Annotated in this window: 23 protein-coding genes and 1 other annotated feature; of the genes, 2 read left to right on the top strand and 21 right to left on the bottom strand. The window is 38.3% G+C overall.

Features of this window, described 5'->3' with window-relative positions; all coding sequences use genetic code 11:
* Positions 1 to 10 precede the first annotated feature (10 nt).
* Positions 11 to 406, bottom strand: coding sequence for a DUF3888 domain-containing protein (locus QUF99_RS10340; protein ID WP_289369894.1), 396 nt, complete (start codon positions 404 to 406; stop codon positions 11 to 13).
* Between the two features lie 376 nt (positions 407 to 782).
* Between QUF99_RS10340 and QUF99_RS10335 the strand changes: the two genes are divergently transcribed.
* Together QUF99_RS10335 and pssA are read left to right on the top strand one after the other, a co-directional pair.
* On the top strand, positions 783 to 2,669 hold the full coding sequence (locus QUF99_RS10335) for an LTA synthase family protein (RefSeq protein ID WP_289369893.1): 1,887 nt from the start codon (positions 783 to 785) through the stop codon (positions 2,667 to 2,669).
* Positions 2,670 to 3,023: 354 nt separating this feature from the next.
* Positions 3,024 to 3,731 carry a CDP-diacylglycerol--serine O-phosphatidyltransferase gene (pssA, locus tag QUF99_RS10330; protein WP_289369891.1) on the top strand — a complete coding sequence of 236 codons (708 nt, stop codon included), beginning with the start codon at positions 3,024 to 3,026 and terminating at the stop codon, positions 3,729 to 3,731.
* 100 nt (positions 3,732 to 3,831) lie between these two features.
* Here the strand turns inward: pssA and QUF99_RS10325 are convergent, their stop codons facing one another.
* The 20 genes from QUF99_RS10325 to ilvE all read right to left on the bottom strand — a co-directional run bounded on the left by QUF99_RS10325 (position 3,832) and on the right by ilvE (position 22,294).
* Positions 3,832 to 4,803 carry an NAD(P)-dependent oxidoreductase gene (locus tag QUF99_RS10325; RefSeq protein ID WP_289369889.1) on the bottom strand — a complete coding sequence of 324 codons (972 nt, stop codon included), beginning with the start codon at positions 4,801 to 4,803 and terminating at the stop codon, positions 3,832 to 3,834.
* Between the two features lie 162 nt (positions 4,804 to 4,965).
* A complete protein-coding gene (locus QUF99_RS10320) occupies positions 4,966 to 5,130 on the bottom strand; it encodes a DUF4025 domain-containing protein (RefSeq protein ID WP_289369887.1) in 165 nt (54 codons plus the stop codon).
* Between the two features lie 71 nt (positions 5,131 to 5,201).
* Positions 5,202 to 6,224, bottom strand: a complete 1,023-nt coding sequence (locus QUF99_RS10315) for a histidinol phosphate phosphatase domain-containing protein (RefSeq protein WP_289369886.1) — start codon at positions 6,222 to 6,224, stop codon at positions 5,202 to 5,204.
* An 87-nt stretch (positions 6,225 to 6,311) separates the two neighbouring features.
* The gene (gene hisE / locus QUF99_RS10310; protein WP_289369885.1) at positions 6,312 to 6,635 is read right to left on the bottom strand and encodes a phosphoribosyl-ATP diphosphatase; all 324 of its coding nucleotides are present in this window, start codon (positions 6,633 to 6,635) and stop codon (positions 6,312 to 6,314) included.
* Positions 6,636 to 6,647: 12 nt separating this feature from the next.
* Entirely contained in the window at positions 6,648 to 6,953 is a 306-nt protein-coding gene (hisI, locus tag QUF99_RS10305) for a phosphoribosyl-AMP cyclohydrolase (protein ID WP_289369884.1), read from the bottom strand.
* Positions 6,950 to 7,708, bottom strand: a complete 759-nt coding sequence (gene hisF / locus QUF99_RS10300; RefSeq protein WP_289369881.1) for an imidazole glycerol phosphate synthase subunit HisF — start codon at positions 7,706 to 7,708, stop codon at positions 6,950 to 6,952. Before hisF ends, hisI begins: the two co-directional genes overlap by 4 nt.
* Positions 7,702 to 8,421 carry a 1-(5-phosphoribosyl)-5-[(5-phosphoribosylamino)methylideneamino]imidazole-4-carboxamide isomerase gene (gene hisA / locus QUF99_RS10295; RefSeq protein WP_289369879.1) on the bottom strand — a complete coding sequence of 240 codons (720 nt, stop codon included), beginning with the start codon at positions 8,419 to 8,421 and terminating at the stop codon, positions 7,702 to 7,704. Before hisA ends, hisF begins: the two co-directional genes overlap by 7 nt.
* Positions 8,394 to 9,023 carry an imidazole glycerol phosphate synthase subunit HisH gene (hisH, locus tag QUF99_RS10290; protein ID WP_289369878.1) on the bottom strand — a complete coding sequence of 210 codons (630 nt, stop codon included), beginning with the start codon at positions 9,021 to 9,023 and terminating at the stop codon, positions 8,394 to 8,396. The genes hisA and hisH overlap by 28 nt, the downstream gene beginning before the upstream one ends.
* Entirely contained in the window at positions 9,024 to 9,608 is a 585-nt protein-coding gene (gene hisB, locus QUF99_RS10285; protein ID WP_289369877.1) for an imidazoleglycerol-phosphate dehydratase HisB, read from the bottom strand.
* Positions 9,608 to 10,897: a histidinol dehydrogenase gene (gene hisD / locus QUF99_RS10280; RefSeq protein WP_289369876.1), complete on the bottom strand. Its 1,290-nt coding sequence runs from the start codon at positions 10,895 to 10,897 to the stop codon at positions 9,608 to 9,610. Before hisD ends, hisB begins: the two co-directional genes overlap by 1 nt.
* Positions 10,898 to 10,910: 13 nt before the next feature.
* On the bottom strand, positions 10,911 to 11,546 hold the full coding sequence (gene hisG, locus QUF99_RS10275) for an ATP phosphoribosyltransferase (protein WP_289369875.1): 636 nt from the start codon (positions 11,544 to 11,546) through the stop codon (positions 10,911 to 10,913).
* Positions 11,522 to 12,784 (bottom strand): ATP phosphoribosyltransferase regulatory subunit, encoded by a 1,263-nt coding sequence (hisZ, locus tag QUF99_RS10270; protein WP_289369873.1) that lies wholly within the window; start codon positions 12,782 to 12,784, stop codon positions 11,522 to 11,524. The genes hisG and hisZ overlap by 25 nt, the downstream gene beginning before the upstream one ends.
* Positions 12,785 to 13,139: 355 nt before the next feature.
* The gene (gene leuD, locus QUF99_RS10265; RefSeq protein WP_289369871.1) at positions 13,140 to 13,718 is read right to left on the bottom strand and encodes a 3-isopropylmalate dehydratase small subunit; all 579 of its coding nucleotides are present in this window, start codon (positions 13,716 to 13,718) and stop codon (positions 13,140 to 13,142) included.
* Positions 13,696 to 15,090 carry a 3-isopropylmalate dehydratase large subunit gene (gene leuC, locus QUF99_RS10260; RefSeq protein WP_289369870.1) on the bottom strand — a complete coding sequence of 465 codons (1,395 nt, stop codon included), beginning with the start codon at positions 15,088 to 15,090 and terminating at the stop codon, positions 13,696 to 13,698. Before leuC ends, leuD begins: the two co-directional genes overlap by 23 nt.
* On the bottom strand, positions 15,090 to 16,154 hold the full coding sequence (gene leuB / locus QUF99_RS10255) for a 3-isopropylmalate dehydrogenase (RefSeq protein ID WP_289369868.1): 1,065 nt from the start codon (positions 16,152 to 16,154) through the stop codon (positions 15,090 to 15,092). The genes leuC and leuB overlap by 1 nt, the downstream gene beginning before the upstream one ends.
* Before the next feature lie 100 nt (positions 16,155 to 16,254).
* Entirely contained in the window at positions 16,255 to 17,775 is a 1,521-nt protein-coding gene (locus QUF99_RS10250) for a 2-isopropylmalate synthase (RefSeq protein WP_289369867.1), read from the bottom strand.
* Position 17,776: 1 nt separating this feature from the next.
* Positions 17,777 to 18,787, bottom strand: coding sequence for a ketol-acid reductoisomerase (ilvC, locus tag QUF99_RS10245; RefSeq protein WP_289369865.1), 1,011 nt, complete (start codon positions 18,785 to 18,787; stop codon positions 17,777 to 17,779).
* Between the two features lie 27 nt (positions 18,788 to 18,814).
* Positions 18,815 to 19,327 carry an acetolactate synthase small subunit gene (gene ilvN, locus QUF99_RS10240; RefSeq protein ID WP_289369864.1) on the bottom strand — a complete coding sequence of 171 codons (513 nt, stop codon included), beginning with the start codon at positions 19,325 to 19,327 and terminating at the stop codon, positions 18,815 to 18,817.
* Positions 19,324 to 21,021 (bottom strand): acetolactate synthase large subunit, encoded by a 1,698-nt coding sequence (ilvB, locus tag QUF99_RS10235; RefSeq protein WP_289369863.1) that lies wholly within the window; start codon positions 21,019 to 21,021, stop codon positions 19,324 to 19,326. The genes ilvN and ilvB overlap by 4 nt, the downstream gene beginning before the upstream one ends.
* A 71-nt stretch (positions 21,022 to 21,092) precedes the next feature.
* Positions 21,093 to 21,321 (bottom strand) — a binding site (T-box leader).
* 76 nt (positions 21,322 to 21,397) lie between these two features.
* Positions 21,398 to 22,294 carry a branched-chain-amino-acid transaminase gene (ilvE, locus tag QUF99_RS10230; RefSeq protein WP_289369862.1) on the bottom strand — a complete coding sequence of 299 codons (897 nt, stop codon included), beginning with the start codon at positions 22,292 to 22,294 and terminating at the stop codon, positions 21,398 to 21,400.
* Positions 22,295 to 22,621: the final 327 nt, after the last annotated feature.

The raw sequence follows: 22,621 nt of genomic DNA, 5'->3' as shown, positions 1-22,621 counted from the left end.
AAACAATTTTTCAAATTACTTTTTTGCACTTTAACTTCGTATCGTTTGGTAAGCGTTTTACATCTATTTTTTTTACGGTCCACTCTCCCTCATCATTTTCAAATGTAATACTTACTTTTTCAAATGGCGGGAGTATCTTCCCCCCTGTACCTGATTCATATTTCGTTACTTCAATTACTGTTCGAAATAAATATGTACCGCTATACAATTTTTTCATACTAATAATCTTTGGACAATCATATGGTTTTTGTTTCCCATATTGCTTTTGAATCGCTGCGTTTATTTGTGGAAACAACACAGAATAAAGAGCATCTTCCAATAATGGCGGAGTATATTGTGCAGCCAAAACTGTAGGAGTAGAAAATAAAAAGAAACCGCTACATATGAAACAAAATAACTTTTTCATCATAACCTCCGTATCTAATACGATATTGTTATTGTCTCCTTTTTCAATTTTTCTAACCCATTCTTATAAAAACCGTCCACAACTCTGTTTTGTTTTCGTATAATAGTACACATAGTATAATAATCATAAAGATACACGACAGTTCGTATATATAAAGTGAGACTTCTATCAGTAGAAATAAAGTGAAACTTTGATCAGTGGGTGTTTTTTCATCCTCCACTGATCATTAACCTTCACCAATCGGGCTTTTACGGGCAGTTTATTCCCCACCTAACTTCTTTACTTTCTGCCGAATTTTGAAGTGGAGGTATTGCTGCCCGCAAATAGCGGGATAAAGTCACTAGAACCGTCACATTTAGTAGGAGAGGAGTCTATTATGCTACAACATTTATTTCCAAAACTGCGATTTGCACTTGTTGCAGTCGTTTTATTATGGATAAAAACATATATTGTGTACAAGCTAGCCTTCGATATCAAAATTGATAACATTTCCGAAGAAATCATGCTATTATTTAATCCACTCGCTTCGTTACTTTTATTTTTTGGCCTAGCTCTATTGGCTTCCAAATATCGAAATCGAATTATTATTGGAGTCAGCTTTGTTCTATCATTTATTTTATTTGGAAATGCGATGTTTTACGGATTTTATAATGACTTTGTCACGTTCCCGGTTTTATTCCAAACAAATAACATGGCAGATTTAGGAACAAGTATTAAAGAATTATTTACGTATAAGACGTTGCTTCTATTTGCAGATGCGATTATTTTAATGTTTATTTCACGTAAATTTCCAATTTTTTGTGATAATACACCATTATCTCGCTCAGAAAAACGGACATTCTTTGGCGGTATAACAGCTCTATTAGCATTACAAATTATCGTTTCGGTCATTCATAAGCCACAGATGTTTTCACATTCTTTTGATCGCCAAACAGTTGTGAAAAATTTAGGTTTATACACGTATCATCTATACGATATTGCGCTGCAGTCCAAATCTTCCGCGCAACGTGTTTTCGCAAGTGGAGATAGCTTTACTGAAATTGAAAATTATGTACAAACAAAAGATAAAAAAAGTAACAAAGATTTATTTGGTGCTGCAAAAGGAAAAAATGTGATTTTAATTTCAATGGAGTCAACACAAAATTTTGTTATAAACAAAAAGATAAATGGAAAAGAAATCACACCTTTTTTAAATCAGTTTATAAAAGATAGCTATTACTTTGATAACTTCTATCATCAAACTGGACAAGGAAAAACATCCGATGCAGAATTCATTGTTGAAAATTCATTATATCCATTGGACCGTGGCTCTGTATTCTTTACTCATGCAGACAATGAGTATACTGCGACACCCGAACAACTGAAAAAGTATGGCTATTATTCTGCGGTCTTTCATTCTAACGATAAAACGTTTTGGAATCGTGATTTGATGTATCCGGCACTCGGATACGATCGCTATTTTAATTTACAAGATTATACAGGTACTGAACAAATGTCTGTCGGCTGGGGCTTAAAAGATAAAGAGTTCTTTGATCAATCTATTTCAAAACTAAAATCTTTACCGCAGCCATTCTATACTAAATTTATTACGTTAACGAATCATTTCCCATTTCTTTTAAATCCAGAAGATCAATATATCGATGAATATAATTCCGATAGCGAAGTCCTAAATCGCTATTTCCCAACTGTACGTTATACAGATGAAGCACTCAAACAGTTTATCAATCGTTTGAAAGAAGAAGGATTATACGACAATTCAATTATTGTTATTTATGGAGATCATTATGGAATTTCTGAAAATCATAATGCTGCTATGGCACAATTTCTCGGCAAAGAATCCATAACTCCATTCGATTCCATGCAATTACAACGGGTACCACTCATTATTCATGTTCCAGGTCAAGAAGGAGAAGTCATTTCCAAAGTATCTGGACAAATTGATTTAAAGCCAACATTGCTTCATTTACTTGGCATTAAAACAAATCATTCTATTGAATTTGGTACAGACTTATTTACGAAAAATGATAATCCGCTCATGATTATGCGTGATGGTAGTTTCGTAACAAACGATTACATTTATACAAAGAATATGTGTTACAACAAAAGCAAAGGCGAACCTATCGATACAACGATTTGCCAGCCGTATATAGAAAAAGCCAAAACGGAATTAAATTACTCTGACAAGCTCATCTATGGTGATTTATTACGTTTTGATTCACACAATAAATATAAAACGGGAACGATGATAACAAAATTTGAATAATATAACCAAGAACCTCGAATGATAATCATTCGAGGTTCTTTTTTCTTATAGAGGCTGTCCAAAAATCCCGGTAAAGATAGCTGCCCTATTTCTTCGTTACGTCACCACTCCGGTACTCATGTAGTTCAATCTACACTTCGTATCCTCCTAGCTTTCGCGCCTCGAACTACTTGGCTCACTTTATCCTCCTTTTTGAACAAACACTTATATCGATTTTCTTTCCAAACTAGCCTATGAAATCTTTCACAAAATGGGAATTTTTTCGTACGGGAGGAGGAAATTTATGTTATGATAAAATACATAAACTTTCATACACTAATTAAGAATTTATAACAGAAAGCAAGGGATCAGATTTTGTACAGAGCAGCAATTCCAAACTTATTTACGCTCGGAAATTTATATAGTGGTTTTTTATCAATCGGCTATGCATCTTTAGGTTATTATAAGTCAGCTGCCATTTTAGTACTAATCGGGATGATGCTAGATAGTCTCGATGGTCGAGTTGCTCGCTTACTACGTGTCGATTCACAAATGGGAAAAGAACTTGACTCATTGGCGGATGTTGTCACATTCGGTGCTGCTCCTGCAGTTTTAATGTACTATACATCTTTTTCTAATTACGGAATTATTGGACTATATATCGCAGGACTATTCCCGCTTTTCGGGGCATATCGCTTAGCACGCTTCAATGTGACGCCTTCATCTACTTCCATGAAATATTTTACTGGCGTTCCCATTACCGCGGCAGGAGGACTCGTTGCCTTCTTAACATTATTTTCACACACCATTCCAAAAATTGTTCTGATTACAATATTTGTAACGTTTGCATTTTTGATGGTAAGCCGCGTTCGTATTCCAAGTTTAAAAGATGTACCAATTCCACGGTATAGTATTATTATTACACTATTTTTAATTGGAGTTATTTATACACTGTATAAAACAAGCTTTGGCAACATTTCTGAATTTCTGTTTATTGCCATCCCGCTTTATATTTTGTATATGTTATCTCAGTTTATTAGACAAAGACCCTCTCACAAAAAACGAGCAAATAAAGAAGAATAAAAAGAAACCTTCCTACGCAGGAAGGTTTCTTTTTGCTAATAATAAGTAAAACATAGTTTTTGGAAACAAATCCATATACCTCACTTATGAAAGTTTTACTTTATTTTGTTACCAATTCTTTTTTATTCACAGGCGTTAATGGCTCTTCGCTTTCTAATACAGATAAAATATTACGCACTGCCATTTCTGCCATTGCATCTCGTGTCTCAAATGTTGCATTTCCAATATGCGGAGTCATGACAACATTTTTTAATCCTTTTAGTCGCTCTGTAATTTTCGGTTCGAACTCAAATACATCAAGAGCTGCTCCTTCGATTTGATTTGTCTCTAGTGCATGAGCAAGTGCTTCTTCATTCATAATAGGACCGCGTGCCGCATTTACAATATAAGCTGTTTCTTTCATCATTTTAAATTGTTCTTCATCAATCATATGATGAAGACTTGAGTTATACGCACAGTTAATTGTAATAAAATCGGCTGTTTGTAATAGCTCTTCTAATGTTACATAGGATGCTTCTAATTCGTGCTCTGCCTCAAGCTTACGGCTTGGTCCTGTATATACAATATTCATACCAAACGCTTTTGCACGTTTTGCCACCGCTTTTCCAATTTCTCCAAGACCAATGATTCCAATTGTTTTTCCGTATACTTCTCGTCCAAGGAAAAAGAGCGGTGCCCAGCCATTAAAGCCAACTGTACGACACAATGTGTCTCCTTCAGGAACTCTTCTTGCGGCTGCTAGTAAGATCGCAAACGTTAATTCTGCCGTTGCTTCTGTTGAAACTTTCGGGGTATTTGTAACAACAATTCCTTTTTCTGCTGCATATGCATAATCAATATTATCGTAACCTGCACCATAATTTGCAATAATTTTCAAATGAGGTGCTGCATCGATTACTTCTTTTGTTACCTTTGTAGAAAGTAAACTTAAAAGAGCATCTTTATCCTTTACACACTGGGCTAATTCTTCTGTGCTAATTAATTCTTCTTTGTCATACATCTCTACATCATGATTTTGTAATGATTGTAATCCGATTTCTGGAATGTTTCCTGCTACTAATATTTTCGCCATGAACAAGCACCCTTTCATCTTCTATCTAAAAATGAGAACTTCCTTACGCTTTATTGTAAAAAATCCACGCCCAAAAAGCCAAGATATTTGATTACAGTTTTGAAAATCGGCACTTCTTTCCAATAAAAAAGAACGAGATGAACACGTTCATCTCGTCCTTTTTTATTGTTCTTCGATAGATTGTTGTTCTAACTTTACATCGATCGTTCCTTCTGCTACCGTATCGCTAATTTGCTCCTGTGTTACAGACTGATTTTCATCTTGTTTCTGCGTTACATTACTTTGATTCGTTATTTTCGCATTTTCTTTATGTTGTTGTTTTATCATTTTAAACCCTCCTTTTTTCACTCCTCCTTATTTTGAGCAAAAAGAAAAGTTTTCATCACAAAATCATTCCTCTACTTCGAAACAATTGTTGACACCTGTTCAAGTAATTGCATTTTTCTAATCCGTTTTTCAAATGTAGCAACATGAGAAACACTATGATTACGTAATATTTCCACGTTGTCCTCTACATAGTTTCCTAAGTCATTTGGATAATGAGCATCTGATGAAAGTGTAATTGGCACTTGATACTGTGCTAATACATGTAAATAAAGTGGACTTGGACACATCTCTTGCACAGGATAACGGTAATATAACCCCGCGTTTATTTCTGTTGCTGTATTTGTTTCCACTAATGCTCTTGCAATTGTTTCGTAATAAGGGAGCTGTATATTCTCATCTAAACGATAATTAAATACTTTTATATTATCAAGATGAGCTACAATATCAAATAATTTAGAACGAACTGCCTTTTCAACTGTTGTAAAAAATGTATGATACAACGTATGTAACTGATGTTCTTCAAAATACGCTTTCGTATCTGGATTATCAAAACCCCATCCATCGATAAAATGCACAGAACCAATTACATAATCCCAGTCGCCCAATGCTAATAATTCTTGCAGTTCTCGTTCTCCGCCAATAAAATAATCAGCTTCAATGCCCAGCCGTAATATAACTCCTTGTTTTGCCCAGCGTTCTTTCGCTTCTTGGATGGCTCTAGTAAAGTTATGAATAGATGTGACTCGTACTTGATCTAACCATTCTTTTTGCAAGCGTCCAAGTTGTGTGTTTCCAATATCTACATACTTCTCATAATACGCCTTCGCCTCATGAAAACGGTATAAATGGTCAACAATTCCCACTTCTTTTATTCCTTTTCGCACTGCTTCCTCTAAATATAAATCAATCCAGTCTGCTGTAAAAGGTCCTTCCTTTACTCGCTTTTGCAGACGTTCTTGTGTTTTCATCATCCATTCTACAGAATGTCGTTCCTCTTGGAGCGGTATATAATGTTCTAGCGCTTCATTCGTTCTTGCCAACCAGCGCATCGAATATGGTCCTTCCTCTAAATGAAGATGATAATCTACTTTCATTCTCCTACCTCCCCCTTATAGAAGATGTTCAAAAAGTCCGGTAAAGATAACTGTCGTATTTCTTTATCCTCCTTTTTGAACAAGCTCTTATAACGTATCAATTTCTTTTCGGTCCCCTGTTTTTGATAGCTTTCCTTGCCGCTCCTTTACTTCTTCTAACACATCTTCTAACGGAATATTTTTTTCAGCAAGTAGAACGAAGCAGTGATATATGACATCAACCATTTCTTTTACAAGCTCTTCTTTGTGATCATTTTTTGCAGCAATTACAACTTCTGTACACTCCTCTCCTATTTTCTTTAAAATTTTATCTTCTCCTTTTGCAAATAAATAATTTGTATAGGATTCTGAAAGCGGATTTTCTTTACGCTGCTGAATCGTTTCATATAAAGACCGAAGAACGCTCTCCATCACTTATTCCCCCTACATAATTTTGTAATGAAAGCATGTTTTTTCTCCTGTATGACACGCAGGTCCTACCTGTTTTACAACGATAACAATCGAATCTTGGTCACAATCTAAATATAGTGATTGAACATACTGTACGTGGCCGGATGTTTCTCCTTTATTCCATAACGCTTGCCTAGAGCGCGAGTAAAACCATGTTTTCTTCGTCTCTAACGTTTTTTGATACGCCTCTTCATTCATATATGCTAACATCAAAATTTCTTTTGTATCTTCTTCTACAATAACAGCTGGCAACAATCCCTTTGAAAAATCCGGCGTCATAATCTCACCTCAATTTCCGCTGCTTGTAACTTTTGTTTTACCTTCTGCACGGTCGTTTCACCATAATGGAAAATGGAAGCCGCCAATGCCGCACTTGCCGATGTTTTTTGAAACACTTCTACAATATGCTCTGCACTGCCGCAGCCACCTGAAGCAATGACCGGAATAGAAACAGCGTGCGACATCGTTTCTGTTAACGAAAGTTCATAACCATCCTTTGTTCCATCTGCATCCATACTTGTAAGTAAAATTTCACCGGCACCTAACTGTTCCGCACGTTTTGCCCATTCGATAACATCGATTCCCGTATCAATCCGCCCACCATTTACATATACATGCCACTTCTTTTCCGCTACTTTTCTTGCGTCAATTGCTACAACCATACATTGCGAACCAAAGTGTTCTGCCCCTTCTCGAATTACATCTGGATTCTGAACTGCAGCAGAATTGAGGGATACTTTATCTGCACCAGCCCTCAGCAATGCATACATATCTTGAACAGATGAGATACCACCTCCTACTGTAAGTGGAATAAAAACTTGTGATGCTGTTCGTTCCACAACGTCCAAAATTGTTTTTCTTCCTTCATGCGTCGCTGTAATATCTAAAAAAACAAGTTCATCAGCACCGGCTTTATCGTACAATGATGCAATTGCAACAGGATCACCAACATCTTGTAACTGGGCAAAATTCACACCTTTTACAACCCTGCCTGCTTTCACATCTAAGCAAGGAATGATTCGCTTCGTTAACATATCTTTGTCACCTGCAATACCTCTTCTAAATCAATTGTTTTTTCATATAGCGCTTTTCCAATAATAACGCCATACACATTCATATCGTTCAGCCTCTGTACATCTTGAAGCGAACATACTCCGCCTGATGCAACAATACGGAGTGCCACCGCCTCTTGCAGTGACTGTAATTGTTCAAAATTCGGCCCCGCAAGCGTACCGTCTTTTGCAATATCCGTAAAAATGATTGTTTGTACGCCGACGCTTTCCATCTTCTTCGCAAGATTAATGTAAGAAACTTCAGATATATCCAACCAACCTCTCGTTGCCACGTAGCCATTTTTCGCATCAATGCCAACGATAATCTTTTCTCCATATAAGCGAACTGCATGTTCTAAAAAAGAACGATCATACAATGCTGCCGTACCTAAAATGACTTTTTCTACGCCTACAGACAGTAACATTTCAATAGTTTCGAGAGAGCGTATCCCTCCGCCCACTTGGACTGGAATACGAACTGCTTTACATATAGCTTCAATTACAGAAAGGTTCATTGATTGACCGGAAACCGCTCCGTCCAAATCAACAATGTGCAACTTTCGTGCTCCTAACTTTTCAAATAATAATGCCTGGGCAACTGGATTTTCATTCATAACCGTTTCTTTTTGAAATTCTCCTTGATACAGCCGAACACAACGTCCTTGTTTTAAATCGATAGCTGGGAAGATCTCCATGCTTCTACCACTCCTTTAAAATTTCTTAACATTTGTATCCCGATATCACCGCTTTTTTCGGGATGAAACTGTGCCCCAAATATATTTTCTTTTGCAACAAGACCTGGAATATCAATACCATAATCACTCACACCGCATACAATATCACTTGGACAATCCGCATAATAAGAATGAACATAATACACAAATGAACCTTCTCCCACATCATTCCATAATGGGATTTCCTGTTTCTTCTTTAATGGATTCCAACCCATATGTGGTATTTTATAAGGTACTTTGAGTTTTCGAATGACTCCCGGTAATAAACATAGCCCTTTTGTACTCTGTATCTCTTCACTTTTTTCAAATAAAAGCTGCATCCCTAAACAAATCCCCAAGAATGGTTTTCCTTGTACCGTCGTTTCTTGAAGTACTGAAATAAGTTTTTTTTCCTGTAAAGCATCTATTGCTTTCGGAAAAGCACCTACTCCTGGTAAAATCACGCCATCACTTCGTAATATTCTCTCTCTATCATCCGTTACAATATGCTCTGCTCCAATGCGTGTTAACGCTTGTTCCACACTACGAATGTTCCCCATCCCATAATCTACAATTGCAATCAATTACAACATTCCCTTCGTAGAGTTTACACCGACAATTTTGTCATTTTTATCTACTGCTTCGCGTAATGCACGGCCAAATGCTTTAAATAGTGCTTCAATCTTGTGATGTGTATTACTTCCATATAAAACGCGAGCATGTAACGTTATATTCGCCGCATGAGCAACTGCTCTGAAAAACTCTTCTGTCAGTTCTGTATCAAAATCTCCTAACTTCGGATTTGTCCATTCACCTTGAAAAACGAGATAAGACCTTCCACTTATATCAATGGCTACAAAACCAAGTGCTTCATCCATCGGTACATATGCCGATCCATAACGGTTAATCCCCTCTTTATTTTGCAGTGCTTCTTTTAAACAATTACCGAGTACAATACCGACATCCTCAACTGTATGATGCGCATCAATGAAAACATCACCTTCCGCTTCAATTTGCAAACCAAATCGGCCATGCTTTGCAAACAAAGTAAGCATATGATCAAAAAAACCAACACCTGTTTGAATCGAAATATTTTCACTTTCATCTAACTGTAAACAAAGTTCGATTTTTGTTTCGGCTGTTCTCCTCGTTTGACTTGCCTTACGCATTATTTCCCCTCCTCAAACCGAATTTGAATAGCCCTGGCATGTGCATGCAATCCTTCTTTATCCGCGAGCGTTGTAATATGATGTTGTACGTTTTGCAACGCCTCTTTCGTATACGATACGAAGCTCGATTTTTTCACAAAATCATCCACAGATAATGGTGAAAAGAAACGTGCCGTTCCACTTGTTGGGAGTACATGGTTCGGTCCTGCAAAATAATCTCCGAGCGGCTCTGGTGCATACGGACCAATGAAGATTGAACCCGCATGCTGAATAAATGACAAAGCATTCATCGGTTCATGTATATGTAATTCTAAATGCTCCGGTGCGATTTCGTTTGACAATTGAAACGCGTGCTCTAACGAAGGAACAACGAGAATGGCTCCATTTCTCTCTATCGATTCACGCGCTATTTCACTTCTTGGCAATGTTACAAGTTGCTGCTTTAGTTCTCTTTCTATTTCTTTCGCAAGTTCTACACAAGTTGTAATACAAATAGCTGTTGTTCTAACATCATGCTCTGCTTGAGACAATAAATCGGCAGCAATAAAAGATGCCTTCCCCGTTTTATCAGCAATTACAACAATTTCAGATGGTCCAGCAATCATATCGATATGAACTGCTCCAAATACCTCACGTTTTGCAAAAGCCACATATATATTTCCAGGACCAACAATTTTATCAACTTTTGGTATCGATTCCGTCCCGTACGCTAATGCCGCAATGGCTTGGGCTCCGCCTACTGTATATATTTCATCTACACCAGCAATTTCAGCTGCAGCTAGAATATGCGGATCGATTCCCTCTCTTCCTGGCGGTGTAACCATCACAACTTTCTGAACGCCTGCAATTTTGGCAGGTAGTACATTCATCAATACAGATGAAGGATACGACGCAGTTCCTCCCGGTACATATACACCAACCGTTTGAAGTGGCCGAATCAGCTGTCCACGAATCACGCCTTCCTTTTCACAATCCAAAAATGATTGTCTTTGTTGCCTTTCATGGTATGATAAAATATTTTTCTTTGCTTCTTGCAGCGCTTCTAGAAATGAAGCTTCCACATATCCGCTTGCTTTTTTTATTTCTTCCTTTGTAACACAGAACTTTGTTACTTCTACGCCATCAAAAGCTTTTGTATAAGAAATTAACGCTTCATCTTTCCTTTCCCTCACTTGTTCAACAATTTCTCTTACACGTAATTGCACAGTTTCTTCTATTATATTAGCCTGTTCTCTTAACTGCTTTATTCTCCGCAGTGCTTGCGCGTAGTTTTCATACATAACCTCCATTACACTCTCCCCTTTATTTACCTGCAGCGATTGCACGCTCCATCTTATTTATAATATTGAATATTTCGTCTTTTTTTGTTTTTAAGGCAGCTTTATTGACGATCATTCGTGCAGATATTGTATACATTTCTTCAAATACACGTAATCCATTTTCTTTTAATGTTGTGCCCGTCTCTACAATATCAACAATTGCATCTGCTAATCCGAGAAGCGGAGCAATCTCGACAGAACCTTCTATTTTAATAATCTCTACATCTTCTCCCTTATCACGAAAATACGCGGAAGTAATATGTGGATATTTTGTAGCAATTCTCTTTTTTCGATAACTTTTCGGGTTATATGTCGGAATAGAAGCAACACAAAACTTACAACAACCTACTTCTAAATCAACCATTTCATATATATCTTTCTCATATTCAAGTAAAATATCTTTCCCAACAATTCCAATATCAGCAATACCATGTTCTACATAAGTTGCAACGTCAACCGCTTTAACAAGAATGAATGAAATATTGGCATTTGTACTTTGAAAAACAAGCCTTCTTCCTTTATCCTTTAGCTCTGAACAATCAATTCCAATCTTTTCAAAAAGTGGAATAACATGCTTCTCCAACCTTCCTTTCGTTAACGCAATTTGAATGTTACGCATGAGGTTTCCCCTTCTTTCTGCTTAATCCATTTTTCGTCCCACACGTACTCTACTAACGTTTCCCGAGATGCTTCAACTACTGCCCTAATCTCATTTTCCCTCGCAAACTGAAATGTATCTTGCAATGTTTCAAACATAGATAATTCTACTTTACGGCCATCTTTCCGAAGCAAACCACATAATCTTTCTGCTTCCGCAACCATATGGAGTGAATAATGGATAAGTATATCTAATTTCTTTCTATCGTCAACCGCTTGATGTTCTTGCAACGTACGTACAATTTGATTTACTTGTACAGCTAACCCAACTGCCGGCATTGGCTCTCCAAAATTTCCAATTAACTCATCATATCTGCCACCACTGACAATTTCTTCTCCAACATCACATATATATCCCCTAAAAATAACTCCCGTATAATAATGAAGATGTTGAATCATCCCAAAATCAATCGAAATATAGGAACCATAGCCCAATCTTTCAATTGTTTCATAGATTTCTTTTACCCTTGCGATTGCTTCCTTCATTTCATTGTTTGAGGCAAGTTTTTCAGCTTCCTCAATGACTTCTAACTTTCCAAATAACCGCGGCAATCGTTCGAGTAACTGTACCGCCCTATCATTTCGATCTAATTTCTTCTCTTTTAAAAAATGGGATAACGCAGCATCATTTTTACTTTCAATATGCGTGCGCAACGTTGACTCATCGTCTTCTTCAAGTGCTAGCTTTTTAACGATACATTTATACAATTGAACTTGCCCCAGTTCAATTGTAAAGGACTGAATTCCTACTCCCAGAAGTGCTTGTATCGCACTTACGATGCATTCAATTTCAGCACGTATATTATCAATACCGATAATCTCAATACCTGTTTGAATGATTTCATTATATTTTCCAGATAACGATTCATTTGCCCGAAATACATTCCCGCTGTATGTTAATTTCACAGGTGCTCTCCCGCCATGCGTTCCCATCACCCTTGCAAGCGGAATTGTCATATCCGGTCTTAACACGATAATACGCCCTTGCTGGTCAAAGAACTTATACATTTTCTCTTCATCTATCGGCCGATTACGAAAAGAAAAGACATCATAAAACTCAATCGTCGGTGTTCGTATTTCCTCATAGCCTCTTTCTAAAAACGTTCGTCGTAACTTTTGTTCAACCTCTTCTATTAACGTACATTCTTCAAATACATAATCCCTTGTTCCATTTGGATTTGCTCGCTTCCACTTCGTCACGCAGTTTCACTCTCCTTTCAACTTCAATCATTCAAACTCTTCCTTTCTAATGTATGCCCTTGATCGCGACCACGAACAAAATAAAAAGAGCCTTGTAGAAAAAATACCTACAAGGCTCTTAGTAAGAGTGTAGGTACAATGGGAATAACCCTTGTACCTACACGTTGTTCACGCTAGGTTCAAGGGTTATGTATGATGATGTAGTTGTGTAAGTAAAGTGACTGATTGTAATGTAAACATTGTCATTACTCCCTTTCTCCTCTTGTTTTCACATAGTATATACCATTAAATTCAGAATGTAAACAAAATTAAAATTATTATATTTACTTTTAAAATTACAGCTCGCCAAATTTGTTTAGCGAGCTGTTTCTAGTTCATACTCTTGAATTTTTTGTTCATATTGAAGGGTAATTCCGATGTCATCTAAACCACTCAATAGTTTATCTTTCCACATTTTTTCAATCGTAAAATGAAAGCGATCTGCCTCGGTTGTTATTACTTCATTTTCCAAATCTACTTCTATGATTTCTCTTGGACCTACCGCAGCTAACTTCTCACGTATTTCTTTTTCCATTACGATAGGAAGCATCGCATTTTTCGTACAATTCATATAAAAAATGTCAGCAAAGCTCCCAGCAATAATAGCACGAAATCCATAATCAGCAAGAGCCCACGGGGCATGTTCTCTCGAAGAACCACAACCAAAATTCTCACCTGTAATCAAAATACTTGCGCCTTTTCGTTCCGGCGCATTTAGCGGGAAATCTGGATTTTCTTGACGATCGTTCTGATAGCGCCATTCATCAAATAAAAACTGTCCAAAACCAGTTCGTTCAATCCGCTTTAAATATTGTTTTGGGATAATTTGATCTGTATCAATATTATCGTTCATTAATGCAGCAACAGTACCCTTATGAATACGAAATGGCTCCATCATAACTCTCCTTTCTCACATCAACAAAATGACCATATAGTGCAGCTGCTGCTGCCATCGCTGGACTCACAAGATGAGTTCTCGCACCCTTCCCTTGTCTCCCTTCAAAATTACGATTGGAAGTGGATGCACAATGTTCTCCTTCTGGTACTTGATCTGGGTTCATTCCAAGACACATGGAACACCCTGGCTCTCTCCATTCAAATCCGGCTTCTTCAAAAATATAGTGCAGCCCTTTTTTCATCGCTGCTTCCCTCACTCGTTTTGATCCTGGTACAACGAGTGCCCGCACACCTTCTTTTACCTTTTTCCCTTTTACAACAGCTGCTGCAATTTCCAAATCTGATAAACGAGAATTTGTACATGAACCGATAAATACATGCTGAACTGGAATTTCAAATACACTTTGTCCTGGCTGAAGCCCCATATATGTAAGAGCTCGTTCATCATTTTGATTTCGTATGACCGGTAAGCGTTCATCAATGCGCATTCCCATACTAGGATTGGTTCCCCACGTTACATAAGGTGCTAACGTGGCAACATCTATAGAATAAACAGTATCGTATATTGCATCCTGATCTGTATAAAGTTCACTCCATTTCGCTACCGCCAGATCAAAATCTTTCGGTGCATATTGACGCCCTTTTACATAAGCAAACGTCTTCTCGTCTGGTGCGATAATTCCAGCTTTTGCTCCACCTTCAATCGCCATATTACAGAGTGTCATACGCTCTTCCATTTCCATTTCTATAATTGTTTCTCCATAAAACTCCATCACATATCCTGTTCCCATTGCTACCCCATGTGTAGCTAGCAAATGTAAAATAATATCTTTTGCATATACACCTTTTGGTAATTTCCCTTTCAATTCGATGCCCATCGCTTTTGGTTTTCGCTGCCATAGTGTTTGGGTCGCTAACACATGCTCAACCTCACTCGTTCCAATTCCAAATGCAAGTGCTCCAAACGCTCCATGTGTTGCCGTATGGCTATCACCACATACAATTGTCTTTCCTGGTTGCGTAAGTCCAAGCTCTGGACCAATTACATGCACAATTCCTTGTGATTCATCACCTATATCTGCTAATGGGACTTCGAATTGCTTACAATTTGCACGAAGCGTGTCTAGCTGCTGTTTTGCGATACGATCTGTAATATTCCAAACATCCTTTGTTGGAATATTATGATCCATCGTTGCAAACGTTAAGTTAGGTCTTCGTACATTTCGATTGGCAAGCCGCAAGCCTTCAAAGGCTTGCGGTGATGTAACTTCATGTACGAGATGAAGATCGATATATAGCAGGTCTAATCCATTCTCGTTTGTTGCAACAACATGTCGTTCCCACAGTTTATCTAGTAACCTTTTCTTCATTATCTCCCTCTCCCTACTAACGCCTGCTCTTCCATTTCTTGCAAAACACATTTTGTAAACGAAGATGTCGTTTCATTCCCACCTATATCTGCTGTACATTTTCCGGAGCGAAGAACTGCAGAAATTGCTTCTTCAATCGCTTCTCCTTCTTTTCTTAATTCAAATGACTGCCCAAGCATCATCGCAACCGAACGCATCATCGCAATTGGGTTCACTTTATTTTTCCCTGCAATATCTGGTGCCGATCCATGAATAGGTTCATACAATGAAGGACCGTTCTCTGCATGACTCGCTGATGGCAACATACCTAACGAACCTGCTAGTACAGATGCTTCATCACTTAAAATATCACCAAATAAATTTTCCGTCACAATGACATCAAATCGACCTGGATTACAAATCAATTCCATTGCTGCTGCATCTACTAAAAGATGTTCAAGTTCAACAGCTGGATAGCGCAGTGCTATTTCTTCTGTTACTTCTCTCCAAAGTTTACTTGACTCTAAAACATTTGCTTTATCAATAGAAGTGACTTTTTTACAACGTTTACTTGCCAATTGAAATGCGTAAGAAACGATTCGCTCAATTTCATGGCGATGATAGGTGAGCGTATCCGTCGCTACCTCTTCTGTTCTTTCTTTTGGGAAAGAGAAATAAATACCTCCTGTTAATTCACGAACGACAACAAAATCTAATGCGTCAGTTGCTTTTAATGGTGATAAATGCGAAGTCGCTGCTTCTACAGTAACAGGACGAACATTTGCAAATACCCCGAGTCCTTTTCGAAGTGCAAGTAACCCTTTTTCAGGCCGTTCCTTCGCACCGTCCCAGCGTGGTCCACCAACTGAACCAAGCAATACAGCGTCACTCGCTAAACATGCTGTTAATGTTCTTGGTGGCAACGGTTGCCCGAAAGAATCAATAGCAGCCCCACCAAAATGTTCATCTTGTAGATAAAAACGATGACCATACAACCTTTCTACCATTTGTAATACTTGCTTAGCACTATCCATAACTTCTGGTCCAACACCATCACCTGCTAAACAAACGATACGTTTCTCCATTCATCAGCACCCCTTTATCTTTTTATCAAGCTCTAACTGGCAGTAAACTCTCTAATTGAAAAAGTTAAGTGGGGAACTACATCCCCCACTTATAGAAGCTTCACTTTGTAAGTGACAGCAACGCTTTTAACTTTCCCGCTGCATGCACATAGGCCCTTGCTGATGCTTCCAGTACATCTTGTGCAACCCCAAATCCTGAAACTTGATGATTTCCTTCTTTTAATTCGACATGAACATGTGCAAGTGCGTCTTGACCTTGCGTAATCGATTGAATACGATAATCTGCTAGTTCACACTCCAATCCTAGAATTCTTTGAATCGCGTTGTAAATCGATTCGATACTACCAGCACCTGTTGCTGCATCCTCGTATACATTTCCTTCTGCATCTTCCAGTGCAACCGTTGCACATTGTGTACTATTTGATACAAAGTGTACTTGCAGCTGTTTAATACTGTACTGTTGTGTTGAAAATGCTGTTTCTCCTAATACAAGTGCTCGTAAATCCTCTTCTGTAATCTCTTTTTTTCGATCTGCTAATCTCTTAAATGCTCCAAATGCTATGTCTCGCTCTTCTTCTGTAATCTCATAGCCAAGTTCTTTCATTTTTTCAGTGAAGGCATGACGTCCCGAATGCTTTCCAAGTACAAATAAATTTTGCACTTCACCAACAAGTTCTGGTTCAATAATTTCATATGTCGTTACTTCTTTTAATACACCATCTTGATGAATACCCGATTCATGCGCAAATGCATTTGCACCAACAATGGCCTTATTCTTCGGAACAATCATGCCTGTTAATCGGCTAACAAGGGTGCTCGTTGCTTTTATTTCTTTTAATGTTAAAGAAGACTGTGCTCCATAATAGTCCTTTCGAATATGAAGAGCGACTGCTACTTCTTCTAAAGCAGCATTACCAGCGCGTTCACCAATTCCGTTAATCGTTCCTTCTACTTGCAATGCTCCTCCTTCAATCGCTGCTAATGAATTCGCCACAGCCATACCGAGATCATCGTGACAATGACAAGAAAAAATTGCTTTTTCATAGGAGGGAACATATTCTTTTAAGTATTTAAAAAGAGAATAATATTCTTCTGGATTTGTATAACCTACTGTATCTGGAATGTTAACAACATCTGCACCGGCCCGAATCGCAACTTCCACTGCTTCTGCTAAAAAGGAATAAGTTGACCTTGTTGCATCTTCTGCTGAAAACTGTACAGTGGGAAACAAAGATTTACCTAAGGTTACAGAGCGATGAATACTATCTAGTACATCTTCCTTTGACATACATAGCTTATATTTCATATGAATATCGCTCGTTGCCAAAAATACGTGTAATCGAGGTGATACCGCTCCTTTTACCGCTTCATACGCCCTGCGAATATCGCTTTCCTTGGCCCTTGCTAAACTCATAATAGATGCATTTTGAATCGTTTCAGCAATGCGTTTCACTGAATGAAAATCACCTTCAGAAGCGGATGCAAATCCCGCTTCCATCACATCAATCCCGAGCTTCTCTAATTGCCTAGCAATCTGCAGCTTTTCCTGTTCATTCAAGTTGACTCCCGGTGATTGCTCGCCATCACGAAGCGTCGTATCCATGAACAAAACCTGTTTCATATTATTTAACCTCCACTTTCACTTTCGGTTGTACAAACGGCATCATCTCACGTAATTTACGTCCTACAACTTCAATTTGATGTTCATTTTCTTGTACATTCGTTGCGTGGAAATGTGGTCTTCCTGCTTTATGCTCTGCAATCCATCCCCTTGCAAATGTACCATCTTGAATTTCTTTTAATACTTCACCCATTGCTTGCTTCGTATGCTCTGTTACGACACGTGGTCCCGATACAAAATCACCCCACTGTGCTGTATCAGAAACAGAATATCTCATATTTTCAAGTCCACCTTCATACATCAGATCGACAATTAGCTTTAGTTCGTGTAAACATTCAAAATATGCAAGTTCCGGCTGATAACCAGCATCTACTAATGTTTCAAATCCTGCTTTTACAAGTGCAGTCACACCGCCGCAAAGTACGGCCTGTTCTCCAAATAAATCCGTTTCCGTTTCTTCTTTAAATGTAGTTTGTAATACGCCTGCGCGTGTTGCTCCAATTCCATCAGCATACGATAATGCTTTTTCAGTTGCTGTTCCTGTTGCATCTTGATAGATCGCAAACAACGCTGGTACAGCTGCGCCTTCTACAAACGTACGACGTACAAGGTGACCCGGTCCCTTTGGTGCTACTAGAAATACATCTACATCTTCTGGTGGTGTAATTTGATCAAAATGAACGTTAAATCCATGTGCAAATACTAGTGAATTTCCTGCTTGTAAATTCGGTGCAATTTCTGCATCATATACTTCCGGTTGTAATTCATCTGGAAGAAGCACCATCACTACATCAGCGGATTTTGCTGCCTCAGCTACGGAATATACAGAGAAATCATCCTCTTTCGCTTTTTTCCATGACTTACCCGGGCGTAGTCCAACTACCACATCAAAACCGTTATCACGTAAATTTTGCGCATGCGCATGACCTTGTGACCCATATCCAATAACTGCTACTTTCTTTCCTTTTAATACATTTACAGTTACATCTTTCTCATAATAAACTTTTGCCATTTTCTTTTTCCCCCTATATTTAAATGATTAATGGATTAACATGATTTGCTTATCTTGTTTTTTCATGCTGCGCGTAAATGCTGTAACACCTGTTCTTGCAATTTCTTTTAAGCCATATGGGCGCAATAGCTCAATGAGCGCTTCTACTTTTTCTTGCATCCCTGTTACTTGCACGACGATGGAATCCTTCCCAACGTCTATTACAGCGGCTCGGAACGGTTCAATTAAACTGTACAATTCTGACCTGGATACACTTGTCGTTGCTACTTTAATAAGAGCGAGCTCTCTTGCAATTAATGCTTCTTCTGTAATATCAGACACTTTTAACACATCAATTTGTTTATGAAGCTGCTTGATAAGTTGCTCTACTTGTTGTTCGTTCTCAACATGAACAACAAGTGTCATCCGTGAAACATCCGATGATTCCGTATGCCCAACGGAAATACTTTCAATATTAAAGTGCCTTCGTGTCATGACGCCTGTAATTCGGTTCAATACCCCACTCTGATTTCGTACGGTTGCCGTAACAATCCGTTTCATATCTCCACCCCCTCCATTTGGTGAACTCCTTTTCCAGGAGCAACCATCGGCATAACCTTTTCGGACTGAAGCACCCGGCAATCAATTAAAACTGGTCCTGGCAAATCAATCGCTTCTTGTAACTGCCCTTTTGCAAGTAATGCATTTTCAATTCGCACTCCTTTTATGCCATACGCATGAGCAAGTGCCACAAAGTCTGGTTGACAAGAAAGCAAAGAGTGAGAATAGCGTTGATTATAAAATTCATCTTGCCACTGTCTCACCATGCCTAACGCTTCATTATTTAAAATCAAAACTTTAACTGGGAGAGAATGCTCTTTCAATACGCTTAGCTCTTGTAATGTCATTTGAAATCCTGCATCGCCAACAATCGCTACAACTAGTTCTTCTGGTTTTGCAATTTGTGCACCAATGGCAGCTGGAAATCCAAATCCCATTGTTCCGAGTCCTCCTGAAGTTACCCACTTATCAGGATCCTTAAGTGGATAATATTGAGCAGCCCACATTTGATGTTGGCCAACATCTGTCGTTACAATTGCTTTTCCTTTCGTAATTTCGTATAACATATCAATTGCCGCTTGTGGTTTAATTTCTTTAGAATCTTCACGATAAGAAAACGGATATTTTTCTTTTCTACTCTTTAACAGTGATAGCCACTCTCCATGATTTTCCTTTCGTTCCTTGCATACAAGCAGTGCTTCTAGTGCCTGTTTCGCACTGGCTACAATCGGAATTTCTGTATACACATTTTTTCCAATCTCCGCTGGATCAATATCGATATGTGCGACTGTAGCCCCTTTTGCAAAGTACTCTAAATTCCCTGTCAGACGATCATCAAATCTTGCGCCGATATTAATGAGTAAATCACACTCATACAATGCCATATTCGCTGTATACGACCCATGCATTCCGCCCATTCCTAGAAACAATTCATCAGCTGGTGGAAATCCGCCTAATCCAAGAAGCGTATGAACAACTGGTATACGATACATGCGAGCAAAAGCAGTTAATTCCTTTGTAGCTTTCGCATGCAGAACACCAGCTCCCGCTAAAATCAACGGCTTTTCTGCAACTTCAATTGCTTGTAACAATTTGTTAATTTGCAGTGGATTAGGCTCATAATTTGGCTGGTAACCTGGTAAATCCATTTGTACGTCGCTACATCGCTCACCTTTTTCTACTACTATGTTTTTTGGAAGATCGATAACGACCGGTCCTGGTCGACCCGTTTTCGCAATATGGAATGCTTCTTTAATAATCCGCGGCAGATCAGAAGCATTACGCACTTGATAATTATGTTTTGTTACCGGCATCGTAAGGCCCATAATATCCGCTTCTTGAAAAGCATCAGTTCCAATCAACGTTGTCGCCACTTGACCAGTAAACACAACGAGTGGTAGTGAATCAATCATGGCATCTGCAAGACCAGTAATAACATTTGTGGCACCAGGTCCACTTGTCGCAATGACAACACCCGGTTTACCTGTAATTCGTGCATATCCCTCTGCCGCATGAATAGCGCCCTGCTCATGCCTTGTTAAAATATGAGGAATTTCACAATCATAAATCGCATCATATAGCGGCAGGACAGCACCTCCCGGGTAACCAAAAATAACTTCTACGTCTTCCTTTCCTAGCGCTTCTAACAACAGCTGTGCACCGGTTGCCAATTTTTCTTCCGTTTTTGAAGACATCGCTCTTATGAACCTCCTTTAAAGTTGTTTATACACTAAAAAAACCTTACGCCCACACTCCAGCTATGTGCTGAAGGGACGAAAGATTTCGCGGTACCACCCTTCTTTGCAAGAACATTTCTTGCCTCAGAGACTCTTTATTGAGCCTAGCTAATAACGGAGCTACCGTCCAAGCCTAGACAAATGCTTCAGCTTGGCACTCAAGGGTGATGTTCGTCAACGTGAACCATCGGTTTCCAGCAACCACCGACTCTCTGTGAGGCTTCACAATCAACTACTCCTCCCTATCAACGCTTTACAATTTCATAACGAGCTGACATATCCAGTCCTCTTTTTGGATATTCGTAACAGATCACGAATGTCATTTACTCTTCTATCATCCAACTTTATTCTCTTCGTAAATTTTCTCGCCATCTTCCACAACTAACTTACGAAATTCTTCTAATAAATGGTTTGTATGTTGCCCAGGTTTTCCAGAACCAATAATTCTTCCATCAACTGTCGTAACAGCGATAACTTCAGCAGCCGTTCCTGTTAAAAATACTTCATCAGCTACGTATACATCATGACGTGTAAATAATTCTTCTCTTACGTCATATCCGAGTTTTTCTCCAATTTCCAAAATCGCATTTCTCGTGATTCCTTCTAATGCGCCTGCAGAACTTGGCGGTGTAACTAATTTATTTCCTTTTACAATGAACACATTATCGCCAGATCCTTCTGCAACATAACCTTGTTCATTTAACATAAGTGCTTCTTGCACACCCGCAAGCTTCGCTTCAATTCGCACTAAAATATTATTTAAGTAGTTTAAAGATTTCACTTGTGGTGTTAATACATCTGGACGATTGCGACGTGTTGCAACTGTCACAACCGGAATTCCTTTTTCGTAATATTCTGACGGAAATAACGCTAATTGTTCCGCAATTACAACCACATTTGGATTCGAACACGAATCGGGATCTAAACCGAGGTTTCCAGCACCTCTTGATACTACTAAACGGATATAACCGTTAGAAAGCTGATTTTGGCGAATGGTTTCAACAACAATACCGGTCACTTCTTCTAACGTATATGGAATTTCTAACATAATGGATTTTGCTGACTCGAATAAACGAATGAGATGTTCCTTCAACCGAAAGACGTTGCCACTATAGACACGAATTCCTTCAAACACCCCATCACCATATAAATAACCATGATCATAAACAGAAACTTTTGCTTCGTCTTTTGGAACAAATTCTCCATTTAAGGAAATCCATTGCTCGTTCACTTGAAAGCGCCCCCCTATATTCTGTGAGTTTTTTATTGTTTCCTAGTTTACTCTCCTTTTTAAATAAATCAAGATAATTTTTTGAAAATTTATAATTTTTAAACTTATGTACTTGCTTGTTTATATTGATATATCAACATTGTTAACGGTTACAAAATAAAGAAAAATATTTTTCGTTTTTTTTCGTTCTAAAAAACATTTGTTTAGAAGAAGGATTTTTAGAAAATGATGCGAATCTATTGTATTCAATAAACGGACGTCTTATTTCGTGTATTTGCGAACAAAAGCGAATTTTGAATGAAAAGGAGTGAAATGAGGAAAAAGAAT

The sequence above is a fragment of the Bacillus sp. DX4.1 genome, assembly GCF_030348195.1.
Lineage (GTDB): Bacteria > Bacillota > Bacilli > Bacillales > Bacillaceae_G > Bacillus_A.
Note: the sequence above shows the minus strand (reverse complement) of the source record. Positions and strands in the feature narration are given on the sequence as shown.